Here is a 19,609-nt window from a genome sequence, read left to right as displayed (position 1 = left end):
AAAACTCCAATTAAAATATGTCATCCCTGGGATACGTCAAACCGCAAACCATGCATTTCGCAGAGCCGCTGCCGCTGCAAAGCGGCGCCGCGCTGCAAGACTACATGCTGATGTACGAAACCTACGGCACCCTCAACGCCGACAAATCGAACGCGGTGCTGGTGTGCCACGCGCTTAACGCCTCGCACCACGTCGCCGGCGAATACGAGGGCGTGCCGAAAAGCCTGGGCTGGTGGGACAACATGGTCGGTCCCGGCAAATCGCTCGACACCGACAAGTTCTTCGTCATCGGCATCAACAACCTCGGCTCGTGCTTCGGCTCGACGGGCCCGATGCACAACAATCCCGCCACCGGCAAGCCTTACGGCGCCGCCTTCCCGGTCGTCACGGTGGAGGACTGGGTGGCCGCGCAGGCGCGCCTGGCCGACGCGCTGGGCATCACGCAGTTCGCCGCCGTCATGGGCGGCTCTCTGGGCGGCATGCAGGCGCTGGCCTGGTCCATCATGTACCCGGAGCGGCTGCGCCACTGCGTGGTGATCGCCTCGACGGCCAAGCTGTCGGCGCAGAACATCGCCTTCAACGACGTCGCCCGCCAGGCCATCCTGTCCGATCCGGATTACCATGGCGGCGATTTCTACGAATACGGCGTGGTGCCGAAGAATGGCCTGCGCGTGGCGCGCATGGTCGGCCACATCACGTACCTGTCCGACGACGACATGGCCGAGAAATTCGGCCGCAGGTTGCGCGCCGCGGTCGACGACATCGCCGGCGTCCCGGGCGACAATCCGGCCAACTACAAATTCGGCTTCGGCGTCGACTTCGAGATCGAATCCTACCTGCGCTACCAGGGCGACAAATTCAGCGAATACTTCGACGCCAACACCTACCTGCTGATCACCAAGGCGCTCGACTACTTCGACCCGGCGCGCCACCACGGCGGCGATCTGGCCAAGACGCTGGCCGGCACCCGCGCCAAGTTCTTCGTGGCCTCGTTCACCACCGACTGGCGCTTCTCGCCCGAGCGCAGCCAGGAGATCGTGCAGGCGCTGGTGAGCAACCGCCGCCGCGTGACCTACGCCGAAATCGACGCGCCGCACGGCCACGACGCCTTCCTGCTGGAGGACCCCCGCTACCTGAAACTGGTGCGCGCGTACTACGACCAGGTGTGGAACGATATCAAGGAGCCAGTATGAACTTCACCCAATTAAGTACGGCCCGTCCGGACCTGGCCTTCATCGCCCACTGGGTGCCGAACAACGCGCACGTGCTGGACGTCGGCTGCGGCGACGGCGTGATGATGGACTACCTGCAAAGCGACAAACAGTGCAGCGGCTACGGCATCGAGATCGCCGACGACAAGGTCCTCGACAGCACCAGGCGCGGCGTGCAGGTGATCCAGCAGGATATGGAGAACGGACTGTCGCTGTTCGGCGATAACACCTTCGACACGGTGCTGTGCCTGTCGTCGCTGCAGATGATGAAGCATGTCGAGGCGCTGCTGCGCGATATCGTCCGCGTCGGCAAGGAGGCCATCGTCTCGTTCCCCAACTTCGCTTACTGGCCGCACCGGGTGTCGCTGCTCAAGGGCCGCATGCCGGTGTCCGAGTCGCTGCCGTACGAATGGTACGACACGCCCAACCTGCGCTGCGCCACCATCAACGACTTCCGCGACCTGGCCGTTGAATGCGGGTTGGAAGTGATCGAATACGTGGCACTGGCGGAGGGACAACGCGTGTCGTTCCTGCCCAACCTGCGCGGCGACCTGGCGGTGTTCCGCCTGCGTAAAAAAGTCACCTCGAAGGCGGCGCACTGATGGCCGCCCAGGAGCAGAAGCGGCACTGGCTGTCGTATCTGAACGGCCGCACCATCTCGATTCTGTTCCTGGGTTTCAGCTCCGGGCTGCCGCTCTACACGCTGATCTACCTGATGCAGGCGTGGCTGGCCAAGGCCGGGCTGGACGTCAAGGCGCTGGGGCTGTTCGGCCTGGCGATGTTCCCCTACACATTCAAGTTCCTGTGGGCGCCGCTGATGGACCGCTACAGCATCGGCCCGCTAGGCCGGCGGCGCGGCTGGATGGCGCTCACGCAGCTGTTGCTGTTCCTGCTCATCGGCGGGCTCGGCATGCTCGATCCAAAGCTCGAGCTGTCGGTGATCGTGGTGGCGGTGTTCCTGATCGCATTCATGTCGGCCAGCCAGGACGTCGTGATCGACGCCTACCGGCGCGAGATCTTGGCCGAGGAGGAGCAGGGCCTGGGTGCGGCCATCATCGTGAACGCCTACAAGGCCGCCAGCCTGATCCCCAGCGCGCTGGGGCTGGTGATGGCCGACAGCCAGCCGTGGCAGATCGTGTTCTGGACCGTGGCCGCCTTCATGCTGCCGGGCTTCATCTGCACGCTGCTGGCGCGCGAGCCGGTATTGTATGGCGAGCCGCCGAAAAACCTGCAGGAAGCGGTGGTGCTGCCGTTCCGCGAGTTCGTGCTGCGCGACGGCTGGCGCCAGGCCTTGTTCGTCATCGCCTTTGTGCTGCTATATAAGATTGGCGACACGATGAGCACCGCGCTGTCGACCAAATTCTTCCTCGACCTCGGCTTCAGCACCAAGCAGATCGGCCTGGCGGCCAACGCCACCGGCTGGTGGGCCAGCCTGGCCGGCGGCGCCGTCGGCGGCATCTGGATGATCAAACTGGGCATCAACCGCGCGCTGTGGGTGTTCGGGGTTCTGCAGGCGATCGCAATTCTGGGCTTCGCCTGGCTGGCCAACGTCGGGCCGGACCCGGTGCTATTGAGCGCCGTGTTCGGGTTCGAGGCCTTCGCCAGCCTGGGGCTGGGATCGGCGGCATTGGTGGCATTTATGTCAAGGGCGACCGATCCCCGCTATACTGCCACCCAGTACGCGTTGTTTTCCAGTCTGGCTGCGGTCCCGCGCACATTCATTAATTCCTCCGTGGGTTATATTGTGGCCGAAACGGGTTGGTTCTGGTTCTTTATCGTGTGTTTCATCCTCGCCTTCCCGGCGATGATGATGCTGCCGAAAATCGCTCCTTGGAATAGTGCAAATGAAAAAGCTTAAATTGAAGAGCGCCGCGCTGGCGCTGGTCTGCGTGATGGGCGCCTTGCCGGTCTACGCGCAAAACGACGGTATTCCGGTCGAGAAGCTGTCGCGCATGCGCGGCCTGGGCGGCGATTCCGCGCAGTTCGACCAACAGTCCAAGCTTCAGTACGATCAGATGTTGAAGCAGGCGCATGACAAGGATGCCGTCGCCAGCGATAACAATCCGCAGCTGATTCGTTTGCGCGCCATCGCCAAGCGCCTGATTCCCTTCACCACTCGCTGGAATCCCGACGCGGCGCAATGGAAGTGGGAAGTCAACCTGCTCAAGTCCGACACCGTCAACGCCTTCTGCATGCCGGGCGGACGCATCGCCTTTTACAACGGCATCCTGACCAAACTGAATCTGACGGACGACGAAGTGGCGGCCGTGATGGGCCACGAGATCGCCCACGCGCTGCGCGAACACGCGCGCGAGCAGGCCGGCAAGAACACCGTCACGCAGGTCGGCTCGCGCATTCTCGGCGCCCTTGGATCGGCCTACTTCGGTGTCGATCCGCGTCTGGGCGACGCGGCGGCCGGCATGGTCTCGCAGGGCGCGGCGTTGAAGTTCTCGCGCGGCGATGAAAGCGAGGCCGATCTGGTCGGCATCGACCTGGCGGCGCGCGCCGGCTTCGACCCGCGCGCCGGCGTGGCGTTGTGGCAGAAGATGGGCGCGATCAACAAGAGCCAGCCGATCAGCTTCCTGTCGACCCACCCGACCGGCAAGGACCGCATCGCCAACATGAACAAGAATATGCCGCTGGTGCTGCCCGTGTATGCCCGCGCCAAAGGGCTGGACCCGAACAACCTGCCCAAGTACCACTCGCTGGCGCTGCCGAAGTCCTGATGTCGTCGACGCCGTTGCCGATGCGCGACGGGGTCGCGCCTAGTTATCTGTGGCTGCCGGAAGGGCAGTGGCCGGACCTGATCACCTTTCTCGCGGCGCGCTTTCCCGACGTCGAGGTATCGACGTGGTACGAACGGATGGCGCGCAATGAGGTCGTCGACGGCGACGGCAGGCCGCTGGCGCCGCATAGCGCCTTCAAGCGCGGCATGCGCATCTTTTACTACCGGGAGCTCGAGGCGGAGACGCCGATACCGTTCACCGAAGAGATCCTGCACATGGACGAGCATCTGGTGGTGGTCGACAAGCCGCACTTTTTGCCGATGACGCCGGGCGGGCGCTTCCTGCATGAGACCTTGCTGGTGCGCTTGAAGAAAACGCTGGGCGAGCAGGCCCTGACGCCGATCCACCGGCTCGACCGCGAGACGGCCGGCGTGGTGATCTTTTCGCGCAAGCAGGAAAGCCGTGGCGCCTATCAATCGATGTTCCAGAAGCGGGTGATCGAGAAGGAATACGAGGCGCTGGCGCCGACGTTGAAGGGCGTGGAGTATCCGTTCACGTACCGAAGCCGGATGGTCGACGGCGACAAGTTCTTCATCATGAAGGAGGAAGCGGGCGAGCCCAATTCCGAGACCATCATCGAGGTCATCGAGCACCGCGACGATTGCACCTTGTACCGGCTGTTTCCGCACACGGGGCGCAAGCACCAGTTGCGATTGCACCTGTCGTCGCTCGGCATCCCGATCATCAACGACGCGTTTTATCCGGTGGCGCTGCCGTGCAAGGCGGACGACGTGTCGCAGCCGTTGAAGCTGCTGGCGCGCCGCATTTCCTTCCTGGACCCGCTGACAAACGACTGGCGCGAGTTCAGCAGCCGTCGCAGCCTTTGATGTCGATCCGTCGAATGATCACGTAGGGCGGATTAGCGCAGCGTAATCCGCCATGCATGCTCCGTCGGCGGCTCAAAGATGGCGGATTACGGCTTCGCCTAATCCGCCCTACGTGTCCCCGAGGTGTTTTCCAGCCCGTCGGCCTCAGTCGTGCGCGTACTCGATGATCAACGGCGCATGGTCCGAGAACTTCTCTTCCTTGTAGACCGCCACCGTGGTGGCCTTGGCGGCGATGCCAGGGGTCGCCACATGGTAGTCGATGCGCCAGCCGACGTTCTTCGCGTAGGCTTGGCCGCGGTTGCTCCACCACGTGTATTGCTCCTCGCGCGGGTCGAGGCCTCGGTGCACATCGACAAAGCCCACCTCGTCGAACACGCGCGTCATCCATTCGCGTTCCTCCGGCAGGAAGCCGGAATTTTTCTTGTTGCCCTTCCAATTCTTCAAATCAATCTCTTTGTGGGCGATGTTCCAGTCGCCGCAGATGACCACTTCGCGGCCTTCGGCGTGCAGCTGCTGCAAGTGCGGCAGGAACAGCGCCATGAAGCGGAACTTGGCTTCCTGGCGCTCCGGACCCGACGAGCCCGACGGGCAATACACAGAAATCACGCTCAGATTGCCGAAATCGCAACGGACATAGCGGCCCTCGGCGTCGAATTCCGGCGCGCCGAAACCGATGACCACGCGATCCGGTTCGATCTTGCTGTAGACGCCGGTGCCGGAGTAGCCTTTTTTCTCGGCATAATGGAAATGGCCGTGGTAGCCGCCTGGATTCAGGAACTCGGGCGTCATGTCCGGCGCCTGCGCCTTAAGTTCTTGTACGCAGATGAAGTCGGCGTCCTGCGTGGCCATCCACTTGAAAAAGCCTTTGGAGGATGCCGAACGAATGCCGTTCAGGTTGGCGGAGATGATTTTTGGCATGGAGGGGTGCTTAAGAAAGAGTGCTTAAAAAGAGTGCTTAAAAATGCGACGAAATTTCAGAATGCATTAGTGTAGCGGTAAAATACGGCCACTTTAAAGAAATGAGGCAGCATGAACAATTTACGTCAGCAATTTATCGAGTTTTCGGTCGACACCGGTGTGCTGCGCTTCGGCGAGTTCACCACCAAGGCCGGGCGCCAGTCGCCGTACTTCTTCAACGCCGGCCTGTTCCACGACGGCGCGACCCTGGCCCAGCTGGCCCAGTTCTACGCCCAGACCCTGCTCGATTCGGGGGTCGAGTTCGACATGCTGTTCGGCCCGGCCTACAAGGGCATCACCCTGGCGTCGGCCACCGCCGTCGCACTGGCCGGCAAGGGCCGCAACACCTCGTTCGCCTTCAACCGCAAGGAAGCCAAGGCCCACGGCGAGGGCGGTTCGCTGGTCGGCGCCAAGCTGCAAGGCAAGGTTGTCATCATCGACGACGTGATCTCGGCCGGCACCTCGGTGCGCGAATCGGTGGACATGATACGCGCCGCCGGCGCCGAGCCATGTGCCGTGCTCATCGCGCTGGACCGGATGGAGCGCTCCGCCAACGCGGACGGCGTGCTGTCGCCGAACTCGGCGGTGCAGGAAGTGGCCAACCTCTACAATATCCCGGTCATTTCGATCGGCAACCTGGACGATTTGTTCGCGTACCTGAACGGCAAGGGCGCCGATCCGCAGTTGCTTCAGCACAAAGACGCCGTGGCGGCGTATCGCGAACGCTACGGCATTGCCTGATCTATCGCCCAGTCTGGCGCGGATGCCTTGTCGAACCGGCCATCTTGCTAGACTTTGATATTTCTATGGTGTAACCTTTTGAGACGGCATCCAGACCGTGGACAAACAAGGCAGATCCATGAACATCGCAACAATGAAGGTGCACGGCGACGACGCCGGACTGGCGGACGTCCGCGACGGCTTGCCAACCGAACCCGATAGCGACTGGCAAAAGGGCGACGTCAAGCCCGACGGCCGGGTGCGCATCGATTCCGGCTTTTACGTCGGCATCGGCACGGACCAAAACCCGGACGAGCTGCTCAAGCAGATCCGCTCGTATCTTGCCGAATGCCAGGCGCGCGGCATCCACTTCGAACGCTCCGACGTGGCCGCCGAGCTGCGCATCTCCTTCACCACCGAGCGTGGCGCGGCGACGCCCAGCCTGGACTTCACCCTGGCCGATTTGACCTTGCTGGTCGAAATGGGCATCACGCTCAGCATCATCGCTTGATGCGCTTCGCCGAAACGCGGCTTGCCGGCTTGCGTTGCGGGCGGGCCGAGCGGCGCATTCATATCTGGGAGCCGGCGGCGCCGACGCCGCCGCGTGCCGTGCTGCTTGCCATCCACGGCGGCATGGCGCATGGCGGCGACTACGTCACCCCGGCGCTGTACTTCCGCCAACACGGCATCGCCACCGTCGCCTGCGACCTGTGCGGGCATCAGGATGCGCGCCGGGTCGACATCCCCGGCTTCGACGTGTTCATCGACGACAGCGTGCTGTTCCTGCAATGGGTCAGGCGCGAATATCCCGGCGTGCCGGTGTTCGTGATGGGCCACTCGATGGGCGCGCTGATCGCCACCCACCTGGGGCTGGGCCGCTTCGTCGGCGAGGCCGGCATCGACGGATTCATTTTATCGTCGCCGTACTATGTCAACGCGATCAGGGTGTCGCCGGTGCTGCTGGCGCTGGCCGGCGTGCTGGGCGCGCTGGCGCCGCGCATGAAGGTGCCGCTGGCGCCGTTGACCGATGTGCTCACGCACGACAACGCCATCACCGCGCGCCATCACGCCGACGAGCGCGACGGCGTGCGCGCCACCGAGATCACGGTCCGCTTCGGCAACGCGCTGACGGCCGCGCAGCGGGGACTGGCGGCGCGGCTGCCGTCGTGGCGGCACCGTCTGTTTGCCGTGGTGGCGGGGGACGACAAGCTGGCCGACGCCGACGCGTCCGAGGCCATGCTCAAATCGGTGCCGGCGTCGCTGCTGACGTATCAGCGCCATCCGCAAAACTATCACGAGAATTTCAACGAGCTCAATCGCGAGCAAATCTTCGCCGACATCCTCGATTGGATGCGGCTGCCGCCTTCCGGCTGATCGTCATCGGACCGGAGGCGGCGGCGCGGGCCTGAAAAGGGGCGTTAATCGATGTAGACAAGTCTACGCGGCGCGCTGCGAAGGTGGTTGTGCGGCATCGGTGTGGCGCGCGGTGATGACGTACGCATGCAAAATCGGTACGTCAAAGAAGGTGACGTTTCGGAATTCCCGTAGACCGTGCTCAACCTGGACGGACGAGTGAATGGTTTGCAGGCCAGGATTGTCACGTTCGATGATAGCGATACGTGAGAATTTCAAGATTTCCGGAGAGGAAAATTCCGCGTTCAGCTGCGATGCGATGATCTGCATTTCCGGCAAGCCCCAGTCGTCGAGCCAGCGCGCAGTAACGAGCAGGTCCCACAGCCGCAACGTGCTGTCAGGCCGGAACGCGGCAAACAATTCAAACGGACCTCGCTCGATCGAGAGACGCCGCTCAATGCGCTGTAATTTTTCGACGAAGGTGTTCATAGTTCGTGCAATCGGCGACGATCGACCACTCCGCCGCATGCTGAGTCATAACCATGCGCTCCCGCCCGGTCAGTTTTAAGAGTACCGCTAAATCATGGACTCTGAAAGAACTGAAACGTTCAAATTCTTTGTTGGAGTCGGGAAAACCGTTCCATTGCAGGGTTTTACAAATTCGCGCTTTCAGTGTTAGTTCCACGGCGTAACCCGAGATGTAGAAGGCGCCGTCATAACGCTGCGCGCCAATCCAGTGTCCGAAAGGACTGCATTCGCAGCCAAGGCTGCTAATGGCTTGCCGCGCACCGCGTGCCATCACGCCGGCAGTCTGATCGTGAAACGCGCACCGCCCAGCGGCGAGTCGTCGACCGCGATATCGCCGTGGTGCAGTCGCACCGCCTTGAGCGCGATCGACAGCCCGAGTCCATAGCCGCCGACGGCGTCGTCCTGCTCACGCGCCAGCCGCACGAAGGGATCGAACACCTTGCCGCGCGCGTCCAGCGGAATCCCCGGACCATCGTCTTCGACCACGATGACGACGGGCCGCGCGCCATCGCCCTCGCGCGCGGCGCGCAGCGTCACGCGCGAGGCGGCGTATTTCACGGCGTTGCCCAGCAGGTTGTTGAGCGCGCGGGCCAGCAGCCGTTCGTCGCCATCGAGATCTCCCAGGTCGGGCGCAAGGCTGGCGTCGTAGCGTAGCGCCGACGAGGGCGCGCAGCGGCGCAGCATCGGCGCCAGCGCGAAGCGTCGCGTCGACATGGCGCCGGCGTGATCGAGTTGGGTCAGATCGAGCAGTTCGTTGACCAGCGTTTTGAGCTCGTCGACATCGCTCTCCATCGCCAGCACGCGTTGCTCCAGCGCCGGATCGGCGGCGCCATGCCGATGGCGCAGCAGCTCGAGTGCGAATTCGAGCCGCGCGATCGGCGTGCGCAGTTCATGCGATACCGAATGCAGCAAGTGCTTGCGCGTCTCGAGCAGCAGCGCGATGCGCCCGGCCATGTCGTTGATGCGGCCGGCCAGCGGGGCGACGCTCGAGGTGGCGCGTGGCGCGGCGCGCGCGCTCAGGTCGCCCCGGCCGAAATCGTCGGCGACCCGCGACAGCGCCTGCAAATCGCGCCAGTGGCGCCGCGACCACCAGCCGATCGGCACCAGCAGGCACAGGGCGATCACGCCGAAGCGGATCACCTCCATCGCCAGCGCCTGGCCGATGTCGATGGGCAGGCGCTGCGCGTGGATCACGTCGTCCCCGCTGCCGATGTAGCGCGCGCCGGTCAGGTCGACGCGGCGGTAGAAGGATGCGGTGCCGGGGTCGATGACGATCGCGCCTTGATTGAGCCGCGCCTGTTTCGATGCCGGCAGCGCGGCCAGTGCGGCCGGCAGTGGCACCAGCTCGAAGGTGGCCTCCGACACCTCGCGCACCTTGTTGAGGCGCGCCAGCCATTGGTCGGCCGGGGCCTGGTCGATATATTGTTCGAGCAGGAAGATCTGACCGGTGGCCTGGCGCCGTGCGATTTCGTCGACCGGATCGCCGAACAGGGCGCTGAAGGCGGCGTAGACGACCACGGTGCCCACGCTGATGGCCAGCAGCACCAGCGCCGCGAAGCGTGGGAAAATCCGGTTCATTCCCAGGCCGATGGGCTGAACAGATAGCCCTCGCCCCAGACGGTTTTGATGCGTTCGGCGGCGCCGTCGTCGAATTTGCGGCGCAGCCGCGAGATGCAATTGTCGATGCTGCGGTCAAGGCCGTCGAACTCGATGCCGCGCATTTTGATCAGGATGTCGTTGCGCGACAGGACCTTGCCTGCCGCCTCGGCCAGGATCAGGAACAGTTTGAACTCGGCGCCGTTCATCGCCACCTCGTCGTCGCGCCAGAACACCGCGCGGTTGGCGCGCGCGATGCGCAGCGCGCCGACCACGACGTCGCTGTTGACCGGCGCGCTGCCGCGCCGCTGCAGCGCGCGGAGCCGCGCCAGCAGCACGCGCGGCTGGATCGGCTTGTTGACGTAGTCGTCGGCGCCTTGTTCGAGTCCGGACACTTCGTCGAACATGTCCTCGCGCGCGGTCAGGATCAGTATCGGCACGGGGCTTAGCTGGCGCAGTTGGCGGCAGACGACCATGCCGTCGATGCCGGGCAGCGTCAGGTCCAGGATCACCAGGTCGGGCCGGGTGGCGCTGAAGCGCTCGAGCGCGCGGTCGCCGCGGGTGACCACATCGACCTCGTAGTCGAACTCGCCGAGATATTCCTTGACCAGCGCTGCCAGGCGCGCATCGTCTTCCACCAGCATTACTCGCTGCATCGGGCCTCCCTTTTGGATCAGCATTGTAGCGGCACGCGGCGCCGGCGTGGCAAATCAGACAATCGCATACAGATTCGTACACTTTCTATACAAATGCGCCCTACAAATTGACGACAATTGGCAGACAGTCCGAGGGGGATTTCAGCGGCGGCCGGTTTTAATATTCGAGGCTCTTACCTCAACCCGGAAACCATCATGAAAAAAATCCTTGCAAGTGCCGCCATCACCCTCGTCCTCGCCCCCGCCCTCGCGCCTTCCGCGCAGGCCGAGGACCTGTATTTGGGCGCCAACATCGGCTCGCGCATCGACGGCTACGTCAACGAGCGCAATGGGGGCGTGACGACCCGGCACGACGCCGCTACGCATCAGCGGCGCGTCGGCGTGTTCGCCGGCTACGTGTTGACGCCCGTTTGGGCGCTGGAGACCGGCTATCAGGGCTTCGGCGGCTCGACCGATTATGAGCTGGCCGGCGGGCGGATGGAGGTCAGCACCCAAATGGCCTATCTGGCCTTGCGGAGCACCTGGCGGCTTGGCGACGACTGGTCGCTGTACGGCAAGTCCGGCGTGGCGCAGGGGCGGCTCAAGGTCGATCTGACCGGCGGCGGCACCAGCGAGGCCCGCACTGCGCACAAGAATGGCGCGTACCTGGGCGTCGGCGCCGCTTGGAGGGTGGCCGGCGACGTGTCGCTGCAACTGGAGTTCGAACACACGAGCAAGATCAAATACGAAGGGTTGACGGCGAAGATGAACAAGTTATCGCTCGGCGCGCGCTTCGGCTTTTAAGGAAAACATGAACCAGCTGTCCCCGATATTCGCGTTACTTTCCCTGGCCGCGCTGCCGGCGCTGGCCGACGATGGCGCCGTTGGCATGATGCCGGACGGGAGCACCGATATGTACGTGGGGCTGGCGATCGCCTCCCGCCTGTCGTCGGTCGACGACCACGAGCCGTCGACCGCGCTGCGGCCGCTGCTTCAGGTCCAGTGGAGCAACGGTATCTTCGTTTCCGCCAGCGGCGTGGTTGGCATGCATCTGTCGCACACGCCGGGGGTGGAGTACGGCCCACTGCTATTGGATAGCAACGGCCGCGAACCGGGCGACAACCGCCGGCTGGCCAATACGCATTCCATCAAGGGTTCGTGGGACGCCGGCGGATTCTATAACTACTATCTGGGCTGGCGGGTGCGCCTGCTGACCAGCGCAGCCTACGATACCAGCGCCGGTGGCTTAGCTGGCAGCGTGGGGCTGCAAAAGACGCTGGCATCGGTGGCGCCGCACCACACCATCACGTTTTCCGCCGGCGCCACGCTGGGCAGCGGGGCCGTCATGCGGGAGCGCTACGAGGTGTTCGGCGCCTACCGCCCGTCCGGCGGCGTGATGGCGGTGAACGCGGGCGCCAACTGGAACTGGGAGTTGAGCAGCCGTTGGTTGATCAACACCGCCGTGTCGGCCCAGCGTCTGGGCAATGAACCGGCCGCCAGTCCGATCGTCGGGCGGCGCAATGTCGTGACGTGGTCCAGCGGGCTGGCATACCGGTTCTAGAACGTCATGGTCAAATTCTTCCTGCTCTGGCTTGTCGTCGCGCCCACGCTTTGTTGGGCGCAGCAGACGTCGGACTGGATCAGCTACCGGGACGTCTACCGGCAGATGATCTGGTTTGAAAAGTACGGCAAGCCGAAGCAGTTTTTGCAGAATCACTTTCGCCTTCGCCAGCGCGAGGCGGGCGCACAGGGTGAGGGACTGCGCCTGACGCTGGTCGGCAAGACGACGCGCGTCGATTTGCCGCTGGACGCGTTGGGGCGGGCGGTTTTTCCGTTTTCCAAGGCGGCCTACGACGAGAACGCGGAGCTGGTATTGAACCGTCCGGCGCGGCAGTTTTTTTCCGGTCCTTGGGTGTCGCTGGTGACGCGCGCCGATGGCGTGTACGCGGTCGCCGACCTGGCGACCGCGTGCGAACAGATGGCGGCCTATTTGCGCTACGTCGGCGCGGCCGGCGGCAAGAACTGCGCCGGCGTGCAGTTCTCCTACGCGGCGGGCGAGGCGCCGCAACTGCGGGTGGTCAAAGGTGAGGGCACGGCCCCGGTGCTGTTGGCCGGCAGGGACGGTCCGGCTTTTGCCGGCGACGCGCTGGCCGGCTTCCGCAACTTCGTTTATCGTTTTACCGCCCATCCCGGCGGCGTCCAGGTGCTCACCAGCAGCACGCCGCTGGCGATCAGCGCCGTGCTGGAATAGGGCGCCGCGCGGCCCGAAAAAAAAGCCGCGCAGCGCGCGGCTTTGTCATTGTCAGCCCGCCACGAGCTTGCGGTTCGCCGCGCCCGGCAGCATGCGCAAGGTCTTGCCGACCGACGCGCTGTAGGTCTTCGACTGGATGGTGTCGACATAGCGGTACTCGGCGCGCGTTTCGGTCGGCGTCACCGTCAGCACCACGAAGCCGCGCAACGACGTTTCCGCATATTGCAGTGGTCCGATCAGCTGTTCCATGCCGCCGGCCACCGTGGCCGGCGCGGCGCCCGGGAAATAGCTCTCGAAGCCGGGCGAGGTCACCGACGGCACGCCGAATTCGACGCCGACCGCCTGGCCATTGACATCGGCCAGGTCGCTGGCCCAGGCGTTGTGGGTGTCGCCGGCCAGCACCACCAGGTTCTTGTTGAGCGTGCGCGACATGTTGAGCACTGTCTCGCGCGCGGCCGCATAGCCGTCCCAGGCGTCGAGGTTGTACGGCACCGTCGGCGCGGCCAGCTGCTGCTTTTCGGTCTCGGTCAGGGCCACGCCGGCGCGCACCTTGGCGGCGATGCCGAGGTAGGTCGGGTAGCCGACCGTGCCCAGCACCATCGGCGCCGGCAGCATCATGCGCGCCATCAGCACCTGCTGGCCGAGGATCTGCCAGGTGGCGGTCGACTTGCTCATCTGGCCTTGCAGCCACGTGGTCTGCTCGGCGCCCATCAGCTGGCGCGCCGGGTTGGACACGTCGGCCGCGAAGGCGGCGCCGTTGAAGCTCTTGTCGGCGCCGACGTAGCTGGCGAACGCCAATTGCTTGTCGCGGCCGATCACGCGCGTGTCGAGCATGTGCAGCGACAGCAGGTTGCCGAAGTCGAAGGAGCGGTAGATGCGGTCGGGCCGCGCGGCGTCGGGCACGCGGATCGGCATCCATTCGTGGTACGCCTGGATCGCCATCTTGCGCCGCGCCGACCACAGGCCCTCGGTGAGCGGGTCGTGGTTTTCCGCGCCGTCGCGCCAGGTGTCGTTCGACAGCTCGTGGTCGTCCCAGACGGCGATGAACGGGATGCGCGCGTGCACCGCCTGCAGGTCCGGGTCGGTGCGGTATTGCTGGTAGCGGCGACGGTAGTCCGTCAGGGTGATGATCTCGGTGGCCGGCTGCGACACGCGGTTCAGGGTGGCGGCGTTCTGCGAGGCGTAGCCGCCGGCCGCGTATTCGTAGATGTAGTCGCCCAGGTGCAGGCCGACGTCGATGTCGTCGAACTTGGCCGCGTCGCCGTAGACGTTGAAGTAGCCGGCCGGGTAGTTCGAGCAGCTGAAGACGGCGAAGCGGGCGCGCGACACGGAGCCGGTCGGCAAGGTCTTGGTGCGCCCGACCGGCGAGTCCACGCCCTGGCAGCGGAAGCGGTAGTAGTAGGCACGGTTGGCCGACAGGCCGTTGGCGTCGACCTTGACGGTGTAGTCGCCGGCGGCGCCGGCGCGGGCCGTGCCGGAGGCGACGACTTTGGCGAAGGCGCTGTCTTCGGCCACCATCCAGCCGACGTCCATGTCGTCGGCGCCGGGCGTGGCCGTGACGCGGGTCCACAGGATGACGCGGTCGCTCAGCGGGTCGCCGCTGGCCACGCCGTGCGCAAAGCTGATCGGCTGGTAGTACGGGTCGCCGCCACCGCAGGCGCTGAGCGAAATGGCGGCGGTGCCGACCGAGAAGTTGCGGATGAACTTGCGACGCGAATTCGTTTGTGTCATGACTGGGCTATTGCCGAAAGTGAAAGAACGCGTAGCTTAGGCAGTCCGTGTTACGGGCTGATGACATGGGGGCATCGCGTCGCGGACGGTGCGCCCAGGGCGTGTCGCGCAGCCATTGCCGCGCGGCGAGAAACAGTGTCTTACGCGGCGCGGCTATTCCGGTTGCGGCCGGCATTGCGCAAAATGCCGTCATCCCAACCCACCTGGAATGCAATGGATCGTCGACACTTTATCGCTACTGGCATCGCCCTGGCCTCCCCGGCGGCCGGCGCCACGTCCCGCCCGCCGCCGCCACCCACCATCACCAAGGCCGACGGCCTGAACCCGCCGGGCGTCAGGACAGCCGGTGTGCGCATGGTCCCCGTCATGGGCGGCAAGTACAAGGTCTGGACGAAAAAGATCGGTAGCGGTCCGGTCAAGGTGTTGCTGCTGCACGGCGGGCCCGGCTTTTCGCACGAGTACCTCGAGGCGATGGAGTCGTTCCTGCCGCAGGCGGGCATCGAGATGTATTATTACGATCAGCTCGGCTGCGGCAACTCGGACCGTCCCGACGACCCCGCGCTGTGGACCCTGCCGCGCTACCTGGACGAGGTGGAGGAAGTGCGCGCCGGCCTCGGCCTGGAATCGTTCGTGTTGTTCGGCCACTCGTGGGGCGGGCTGCTGGCGATCGACTACGCGCTGCGCCATCAAGCCCGTTTGCGCGGCCTTGTCATCTCGAACATGACGGCCGGGATGCAGGCGCTGAAGCGCCATCTCGCCGTGCTCAAACGGCAGCTGCCGCCGGCGGCGCTGGCGCGGCTTGATGCGCTGGAGGCGGCCGAGGCCTACGACTCGCCCGACTACGAGCAAATCCTGATGGAGGAACTCTACCCCAAATTCATCTGCCGCCTGGCGCCGTGGCCGGACGCAGTCAACCGCACGTTCGCGCACGCCAACCTGAAGATCTATCACCAGATGCAGGGGCGCAGCGAATTCGTCATGACCGGAAACCTGAAGGACTGGGAGCGTTGGGATCGGCTCGGCGAGATCAAGGTCAAAGCGCTGGTCATCGGCGCCACCTACGACGAGATGGACCCGCGTGACATGCCGAAGATGGCGTCGGCGATGGGCGACGCCAAGGCGGTCATCTGCGCCAACGGCAGCCATTTGTGCATGTGGGACGACCAGGCGTTCTATTTCGAGCGGCTGCTCGCGTTCCTCGGCGGGCTCTAGCCGGCGGGTTAGCGGCGATGCCGTGCGAGGAAGCGCCAGATGACGTCGTTGGCCTCGATGTCGCGGCTGGTTTTCCCGATCGGCAGGCCGACGTCGACCCGAGTCCTGTTTCAGCTTGTTGAGCAGCGCTTCGGTAAAGCCGATGTCGTCGGTGCCGTCGCGATAGGACATGCCGAAACCGACGTTCCAGTCCTGCTTAATCCCCGCCGGGTAGACGACGATGAACTGGTGGCGGTCGGCGGCGCGGTTCATTTGCGTGTACAGCATTTGTTCTGCCATGGTCATGCCGCCGCCGTGGAAGCTGAACACCACCGGAAAGGCCTTGCGCTGCGCGGTGTCATAGGACGGCGGCGTGTAGACCAGGTAGCGGCGCTTTTCCTCCTTGTAGGGAAGCGATTTCACTTGCGCGACAGCGGCCTGCGAAGCGCAGGCCAGGACCAGCAGACCGATAAGGATTTTCATGGTGCGTATCCGGAAGAAGTTGAGGAGTACGCAGCATAGAAAACCGGCGGTGAAATCCCGGTGAAGTCCGGCCGGTTTCAGCGCGGGGGCAGCGGTACGAGTGGCACGAGGGGTACGATGTCGACCCGGTACGCCGCCGCTTCGGCGTGGAAGGCGATTTCCCAGCCCATGGCCTTGGCGATGCGCCGCAAAAGATGCTGGCCGTGCAGAAAGCCCTGCATCGTGCCGGCCCGGTCCGGATCGATCGTGTTTGCGAGGCTGAGCACGCCGTCGGCGAACGACAACCGCAGTCGCGAGGCGGCGCGGCCATGAAACAGCGCGTTGCCCAGGCAGTTGTTCAGCAGCAGCATGGACAGATGGCGGTTTCCCGTGACCTCCAGGCGGTCCGGCAATTGCAGCGCCAGGCGGTCGTCGCTCCAGTCGGCCGTCTCCATCTCCAGCAGGCGCAGCAGGCTGTCCTCTATACAGCCGCGCAGGTCGACCATGTCGTTCGGGATGTGTTCCGCGCGCGCCAGGGCGAACAGGACGTCGACGGTGTCTCCGAGCTCGCCGAGGCCGGCCCGCAGCTGCGATAGCTCATGCGCCTGCAGCGGGCGTGACGCAGCCTGGCCAAGGACGTTGTTCATGACGGTCAGCGGGGTGCGTAACTCATGGCCGACGTCGCGCGTGAAGGCCTGCTCGCGGTGCAGCGCCGCGTGCAACGCTTCGATCGTGGTGCCGAGCTTATCCGCCAGGTAGCCGATTTCATCGGGGCGTTGCCGGGCGCTGAAGTCGGTCGAGCCCTCCGGCGCCAGGCTTTTTACTTCGTCCGCCAATACCTGCAGCGGCAGCACCAGGCGCCGCGACAGCATGTAGGCGAGCAGCAGCGCCAAGGCGATCAGCCCCAGCGCGACCGCGACCAGCACGCCGCCAACATCCTGGAACAGTTTGGACACCACCAGCAGCGGGCCGGCGTCGGCCAGCAGATAGAGCCGCCGCCGGCCGTTCGCCGCATGCAGGTCGAGCGTGCGCAGGTTATAGTGCTGGCCGGTGTCGGTAAATATCTCGCCGTGCTCGCGGCCGGCGGTCACCTGCGCGCGCACGACGGGCGGCAGCGCGCCGGCGTCCCGGTAGACGTGAATGAGGTCGTTGCCGGTCGATTGTATGTCGCCGCCCGAGCGGAATTGCGCGGTCACGGCGGTCGCTTCCCGCTCCAGCAGGCGGTCGACCAGCATGTCCTCGGTCACGTAAGAGATGATCAGCGCCAAGCCGGTATAGCCGACGCACAGCAGCACCGTGAAGCCGGCCAGCGCCGCGAACAGGCCGTGGCGGATCGACCTAAACATGGTCCGCCGCATCGACCTTGAGCCGATAGCCGAGCTGCGGGATGGTGACGACCATGTCCGGCGCGCCGGCCAGTTCCAGCTGCTTGCGCAGCGCGTAGATGTGCGATTTGAGGGCGTCGCTGTCCGGTGGGTTCGCACCCCACAGCGCGTGCGTCAGCGCCGACCGGGACACGGCATGCGGGTGCGCGGCGCACAGCGCCGATAGAATCTTGAAACCGGCGTGTGTCAGCGGAAGCTGGGCGTCGTTGTGGAGTGCGCGCTTTTCCCTGGGAAGCAGCGTCAGCGGGCCGACGCGCACTTCCTGGCCGACATGCAGTTGCGCGCGCCGCGCCATCGCCTCGCAACGCAGGGCCAGTTCGCGCAGGTCGAACGGTTTGGTCAGGTAATCGTCGGCGCCGCCATTGAAGCCGCGCGCCTTGTCTTCGAACGCGTCGCGGGCGGTGAGCATCAGTACCGGGACGTTGCGCGGCGCGCGCGCCTTGATCGCGCGGCAGACGTCGAGGCCATCGATGTCCGGCAGGTTGAGGTCGAGCAGGACGACGTCGTACGTTTCGCGCGTCGCCAGTTCGATGGCGAGCGCGCCGGTGGCGGCATGGTCGGTTTGCCACTTGAGGCCGTCGAGGAAGTCCACGACCTGGCGCGCGATCGTCGGGTGGTCTTCCACCACCAGGATAGTCAGGGAGTTGTGGTTCATTGTCGTGTGTCGTTTTTCATTACTGCGAAGAATACCGGAGGTCATCAGGCAGTAACTCTGACAATGGTGCATGGCGTGAGTGTGGATAGTTTGGACATGAGGTTCGCCATCAGTGGCAGGAGCGCCGTGAGCGCATTCGAGTGTGCGTCAAGGACGACAACGGCCAATGGCAGTTTTTTTAAGTTTTGTTGGTATGGAAGATTCTTATCGACTGTAATGAGCGCGTCGAATTCTGCGGCGGCATGAGATAGCAGCGCGCCGTTCTTCATTCCGACCCAGCCCTTTTCTTTGACGGTCTTGACTGAGTGGCCAGTCAAGTGATGTCGCAGAGCAGCGGGTACAGATTCGTCAAGTAGAAGTCGCATCCGTCAGCAAGCGATTTTTTGCCGCCTGAAGCACGGAGAGCGCAGCCTCGCGCGACACACTGGGGAAATCTGATAAGAAATCGTCCAGGGAGGCTTCGCCTTCCAGATAGTCGAAGAGATTCTTGACCAATACACGCGTCCCCTGGAAGCAGGGGGCGCCGCTCATAATTTCAGGGTCAATGTGGATGTGGTGGATTTTCATGATCGCCTCCGTCTAGTAAAGCGTATCACATGCGGGTGGCACCGGCACTTCGACGGGGTCAAGTGCGGGATCGTCCAACCTAATCATTCGACGTTATCCGCCCCTCGACCCGCTTTCTTCCGGAACTGGGCCGCCTTGTAGCGGTTGCCGCACAGGGCCATGCTGCACCAGCGCCGTTTGTGCGCCTTGGTGCGGTCGTAAAACCACAGGATGCATTCGGGGTGCTCGCATTGCTTGACGAGGTCGAAATCGCCTTCGACCAGCAGTTGTGCCGCCGCCTCGGCCACCGCGCCTAGCATCGACGCGACCGGATCCGCGCGCGCCAGGCGCGTGAGGGTCAACCCGCCTTCGCTGTCGCGCGCCAAGTGGGGCGCGCTGATGTGGGCGTGCAGGTAGGCGTCCAGTTCGGCGATGTCGCCGAGCCTGTCGTCCTTGCGTTCCCCGATCAGCCGCCTCACCAACGCGCGCAGCGTTTTTCCTCGCGTCAGCAGCGAGGCCAAGTCCAGCGGGCTTTCCGTGCCGCCCGTTGCGATGCCGTGACGCGCCAGCCACGTCAGAATGTCCTCGCCACTGTGCCAATAGTCGACCGTGACGCCGTTCACGCTGGCCTCTGTGTTCAGCAGATCCATCGCCAGATGGTCGCCCACCATCGGCGCTTCCGTTTGCCCGCTAGCGAGATGCTTTTCTACTTTCATGATTTACTAACCGTTAAAATTGGAGTTGACAGGTTACTTAAAATTCCTGATACTTCGTC

23 protein-coding genes are annotated in these 19,609 nt (G+C 64.3%); 13 read left to right on the top strand and 10 right to left on the bottom strand.

Annotated elements, in window-relative coordinates; all coding sequences use genetic code 11:
- Positions 1-50: 50 nt before the first annotated feature.
- Genes NHH73_27635 through NHH73_27615 form a run of 5 tightly spaced genes read left to right on the top strand, consistent with a single transcriptional unit; the run spans position 51 to position 4,824 of the window.
- Positions 51-1,193 carry a homoserine O-acetyltransferase gene (locus tag NHH73_27635; protein USX26291.1) on the top strand — a complete coding sequence of 381 codons (1,143 nt, stop codon included), beginning with the start codon at positions 51-53 and terminating at the stop codon, positions 1,191-1,193.
- Positions 1,190-1,813 carry a methionine biosynthesis protein MetW gene (metW, locus tag NHH73_27630; GenBank protein USX26290.1) on the top strand — a complete coding sequence of 208 codons (624 nt, stop codon included), beginning with the start codon at positions 1,190-1,192 and terminating at the stop codon, positions 1,811-1,813. Before NHH73_27635 ends, metW begins: the two co-directional genes overlap by 4 nt.
- On the top strand, positions 1,813-3,069 hold the full coding sequence (locus NHH73_27625) for an AmpG family muropeptide MFS transporter (protein USX26289.1): 1,257 nt from the start codon (positions 1,813-1,815) through the stop codon (positions 3,067-3,069). The genes metW and NHH73_27625 overlap by 1 nt, the downstream gene beginning before the upstream one ends.
- On the top strand, positions 3,056-3,937 hold the full coding sequence (locus NHH73_27620) for a M48 family metallopeptidase (protein ID USX26288.1): 882 nt from the start codon (positions 3,056-3,058) through the stop codon (positions 3,935-3,937). Before NHH73_27625 ends, NHH73_27620 begins: the two co-directional genes overlap by 14 nt.
- A complete protein-coding gene (locus NHH73_27615) occupies positions 3,937-4,824 on the top strand; it encodes a pseudouridine synthase (GenBank protein ID USX26287.1) in 888 nt (295 codons plus the stop codon). Before NHH73_27620 ends, NHH73_27615 begins: the two co-directional genes overlap by 1 nt.
- Positions 4,825-4,968: 144 nt before the next feature.
- On the opposite strand, the gene NHH73_27610 is transcribed toward NHH73_27615, so the two are convergent.
- Complete coding sequence (locus NHH73_27610) at positions 4,969-5,742, bottom strand: exodeoxyribonuclease III (protein USX26286.1); 774 nt, start codon at positions 5,740-5,742, stop codon at positions 4,969-4,971.
- A gap of 111 nt (positions 5,743-5,853) precedes the next feature.
- On the opposite strand from NHH73_27610, the gene pyrE reads away from it, so the two are divergent.
- The 3 genes from pyrE to NHH73_27595 all read left to right on the top strand — a co-directional run bounded on the left by pyrE (position 5,854) and on the right by NHH73_27595 (position 7,875).
- Complete coding sequence (gene pyrE, locus NHH73_27605; protein ID USX26285.1) at positions 5,854-6,522, top strand: orotate phosphoribosyltransferase; 669 nt, start codon at positions 5,854-5,856, stop codon at positions 6,520-6,522.
- Between the two features lie 118 nt (positions 6,523-6,640).
- Entirely contained in the window at positions 6,641-7,012 is a 372-nt protein-coding gene (locus NHH73_27600; GenBank protein USX26284.1) for a hypothetical protein, read from the top strand.
- Positions 7,012-7,875 carry a lysophospholipase gene (locus NHH73_27595; protein USX26283.1) on the top strand — a complete coding sequence of 288 codons (864 nt, stop codon included), beginning with the start codon at positions 7,012-7,014 and terminating at the stop codon, positions 7,873-7,875. The genes NHH73_27600 and NHH73_27595 overlap by 1 nt, the downstream gene beginning before the upstream one ends.
- Before the next feature lie 63 nt (positions 7,876-7,938).
- Here the strand turns inward: NHH73_27595 and NHH73_27590 are convergent, their stop codons facing one another.
- From NHH73_27590 to NHH73_27575, 4 genes are read right to left on the bottom strand one after another with little or no spacing between them, the layout of a single operon-like run.
- Entirely contained in the window at positions 7,939-8,343 is a 405-nt protein-coding gene (locus NHH73_27590) for a hypothetical protein (protein USX26282.1), read from the bottom strand.
- Entirely contained in the window at positions 8,309-8,653 is a 345-nt protein-coding gene (locus NHH73_27585) for a hypothetical protein (GenBank protein USX26281.1), read from the bottom strand. Before NHH73_27585 ends, NHH73_27590 begins: the two co-directional genes overlap by 35 nt.
- The gene (locus NHH73_27580) at positions 8,653-9,960 is read right to left on the bottom strand and encodes an ATP-binding protein (GenBank protein USX26280.1); all 1,308 of its coding nucleotides are present in this window, start codon (positions 9,958-9,960) and stop codon (positions 8,653-8,655) included. The genes NHH73_27585 and NHH73_27580 overlap by 1 nt, the downstream gene beginning before the upstream one ends.
- Positions 9,957-10,658: a response regulator gene (locus NHH73_27575; GenBank protein USX26279.1), complete on the bottom strand. Its 702-nt coding sequence runs from the start codon at positions 10,656-10,658 to the stop codon at positions 9,957-9,959. The genes NHH73_27580 and NHH73_27575 overlap by 4 nt, the downstream gene beginning before the upstream one ends.
- A gap of 171 nt (positions 10,659-10,829) precedes the next feature.
- Here NHH73_27575 and NHH73_27570 point away from each other — a divergent pair, with 171 nt between their 5' ends.
- Genes NHH73_27570 through NHH73_27560 form a run of 3 tightly spaced genes read left to right on the top strand, consistent with a single transcriptional unit; the run spans position 10,830 to position 12,864 of the window.
- On the top strand, positions 10,830-11,417 hold the full coding sequence (locus NHH73_27570; protein ID USX26278.1) for a porin family protein: 588 nt from the start codon (positions 10,830-10,832) through the stop codon (positions 11,415-11,417).
- A 7-nt stretch (positions 11,418-11,424) separates the two neighbouring features.
- A complete protein-coding gene (locus NHH73_27565; GenBank protein USX26277.1) occupies positions 11,425-12,174 on the top strand; it encodes a MipA/OmpV family protein in 750 nt (249 codons plus the stop codon).
- Between the two features lie 6 nt (positions 12,175-12,180).
- Positions 12,181-12,864: a hypothetical protein gene (locus NHH73_27560; protein ID USX26276.1), complete on the top strand. Its 684-nt coding sequence runs from the start codon at positions 12,181-12,183 to the stop codon at positions 12,862-12,864.
- 51 nt (positions 12,865-12,915) lie between these two features.
- Here the strand turns inward: NHH73_27560 and NHH73_27555 are convergent, their stop codons facing one another.
- A complete protein-coding gene (locus tag NHH73_27555) occupies positions 12,916-14,595 on the bottom strand; it encodes an alkaline phosphatase D family protein (protein USX26275.1) in 1,680 nt (559 codons plus the stop codon).
- 213 nt (positions 14,596-14,808) lie between these two features.
- Here NHH73_27555 and NHH73_27550 point away from each other — a divergent pair, with 213 nt between their 5' ends.
- On the top strand, positions 14,809-15,807 hold the full coding sequence (locus NHH73_27550) for a proline iminopeptidase-family hydrolase (GenBank protein ID USX26274.1): 999 nt from the start codon (positions 14,809-14,811) through the stop codon (positions 15,805-15,807).
- Positions 15,808-15,846: 39 nt separating this feature from the next.
- Entirely contained in the window at positions 15,847-16,308 is a 462-nt protein-coding gene (locus NHH73_27545) for a hypothetical protein (GenBank protein USX26273.1), read from the top strand.
- Positions 16,309-16,346: 38 nt separating this feature from the next.
- Here NHH73_27545 and NHH73_27540 read toward each other — a convergent pair whose 3' ends face one another.
- From NHH73_27540 to NHH73_27525, 4 genes are all read right to left on the bottom strand, one after another.
- Positions 16,347-17,594 (bottom strand): hypothetical protein, encoded by a 1,248-nt coding sequence (locus NHH73_27540; GenBank protein USX26272.1) that lies wholly within the window; start codon positions 17,592-17,594, stop codon positions 16,347-16,349.
- A complete protein-coding gene (locus NHH73_27535) occupies positions 17,587-18,288 on the bottom strand; it encodes a response regulator transcription factor (GenBank protein ID USX26271.1) in 702 nt (233 codons plus the stop codon). The genes NHH73_27540 and NHH73_27535 overlap by 8 nt, the downstream gene beginning before the upstream one ends.
- Positions 18,289-18,636: 348 nt before the next feature.
- On the bottom strand, positions 18,637-18,855 hold the full coding sequence (locus NHH73_27530; protein ID USX26270.1) for a DUF433 domain-containing protein: 219 nt from the start codon (positions 18,853-18,855) through the stop codon (positions 18,637-18,639).
- Between the two features lie 83 nt (positions 18,856-18,938).
- Positions 18,939-19,550 carry a CGNR zinc finger domain-containing protein gene (locus NHH73_27525; protein USX26269.1) on the bottom strand — a complete coding sequence of 204 codons (612 nt, stop codon included), beginning with the start codon at positions 19,548-19,550 and terminating at the stop codon, positions 18,939-18,941.
- Positions 19,551-19,609 lie beyond the last annotated feature (59 nt).

The organism is Oxalobacteraceae bacterium OTU3CINTB1 (assembly GCA_024123955.1).
Taxonomy (GTDB): Bacteria; Pseudomonadota; Gammaproteobacteria; order Burkholderiales; family Burkholderiaceae_D; genus Rugamonas.
This window is presented reverse-complemented; position numbering and strand designations above follow the sequence as displayed.

Bases quoted from the DNA above. Each gene is read 5' to 3' on its own strand.
- NHH73_27635 (USX26291.1), top strand. From the start codon at position 51: ATGCATTTCGCAGAGCCGCTGCCGCTGCAAAGCGGCGCCGCGCTGCAA.
- metW (USX26290.1), top strand. From the start codon at position 1,190: ATGAACTTCACCCAATTAAGTACGGCCCGTCCGGACCTGGCCTTCATC.
- NHH73_27625 (USX26289.1), top strand. From the start codon at position 1,813: ATGGCCGCCCAGGAGCAGAAGCGGCACTGGCTGTCGTATCTGAACGGC.
- NHH73_27620 (USX26288.1), top strand. From the start codon at position 3,056: ATGAAAAAGCTTAAATTGAAGAGCGCCGCGCTGGCGCTGGTCTGCGTG.
- NHH73_27615 (USX26287.1), top strand. From the start codon at position 3,937: ATGTCGTCGACGCCGTTGCCGATGCGCGACGGGGTCGCGCCTAGTTAT.
- NHH73_27610 (USX26286.1), bottom strand. From the start codon at position 5,742: ATGCCAAAAATCATCTCCGCCAACCTGAACGGCATTCGTTCGGCATCC.
- pyrE (USX26285.1), top strand. From the start codon at position 5,854: ATGAACAATTTACGTCAGCAATTTATCGAGTTTTCGGTCGACACCGGT.
- NHH73_27600 (USX26284.1), top strand. From the start codon at position 6,641: ATGAACATCGCAACAATGAAGGTGCACGGCGACGACGCCGGACTGGCG.
- NHH73_27595 (USX26283.1), top strand. From the start codon at position 7,012: ATGCGCTTCGCCGAAACGCGGCTTGCCGGCTTGCGTTGCGGGCGGGCC.
- NHH73_27590 (USX26282.1), bottom strand. From the start codon at position 8,343: ATGAACACCTTCGTCGAAAAATTACAGCGCATTGAGCGGCGTCTCTCG.
- NHH73_27585 (USX26281.1), bottom strand. From the start codon at position 8,653: ATGGCACGCGGTGCGCGGCAAGCCATTAGCAGCCTTGGCTGCGAATGC.
- NHH73_27580 (USX26280.1), bottom strand. From the start codon at position 9,960: ATGAACCGGATTTTCCCACGCTTCGCGGCGCTGGTGCTGCTGGCCATC.
- NHH73_27575 (USX26279.1), bottom strand. From the start codon at position 10,658: ATGCTGATCCAAAAGGGAGGCCCGATGCAGCGAGTAATGCTGGTGGAA.
- NHH73_27570 (USX26278.1), top strand. From the start codon at position 10,830: ATGAAAAAAATCCTTGCAAGTGCCGCCATCACCCTCGTCCTCGCCCCC.
- NHH73_27565 (USX26277.1), top strand. From the start codon at position 11,425: ATGAACCAGCTGTCCCCGATATTCGCGTTACTTTCCCTGGCCGCGCTG.
- NHH73_27560 (USX26276.1), top strand. From the start codon at position 12,181: ATGGTCAAATTCTTCCTGCTCTGGCTTGTCGTCGCGCCCACGCTTTGT.
- NHH73_27555 (USX26275.1), bottom strand. From the start codon at position 14,595: ATGACACAAACGAATTCGCGTCGCAAGTTCATCCGCAACTTCTCGGTC.
- NHH73_27550 (USX26274.1), top strand. From the start codon at position 14,809: ATGGATCGTCGACACTTTATCGCTACTGGCATCGCCCTGGCCTCCCCG.
- NHH73_27545 (USX26273.1), top strand. From the start codon at position 15,847: ATGACGTCGTTGGCCTCGATGTCGCGGCTGGTTTTCCCGATCGGCAGG.
- NHH73_27540 (USX26272.1), bottom strand. From the start codon at position 17,594: ATGTTTAGGTCGATCCGCCACGGCCTGTTCGCGGCGCTGGCCGGCTTC.
- NHH73_27535 (USX26271.1), bottom strand. From the start codon at position 18,288: ATGAACCACAACTCCCTGACTATCCTGGTGGTGGAAGACCACCCGACG.
- NHH73_27530 (USX26270.1), bottom strand. From the start codon at position 18,855: ATGAAAATCCACCACATCCACATTGACCCTGAAATTATGAGCGGCGCC.
- NHH73_27525 (USX26269.1), bottom strand. From the start codon at position 19,550: ATGAAAGTAGAAAAGCATCTCGCTAGCGGGCAAACGGAAGCGCCGATG.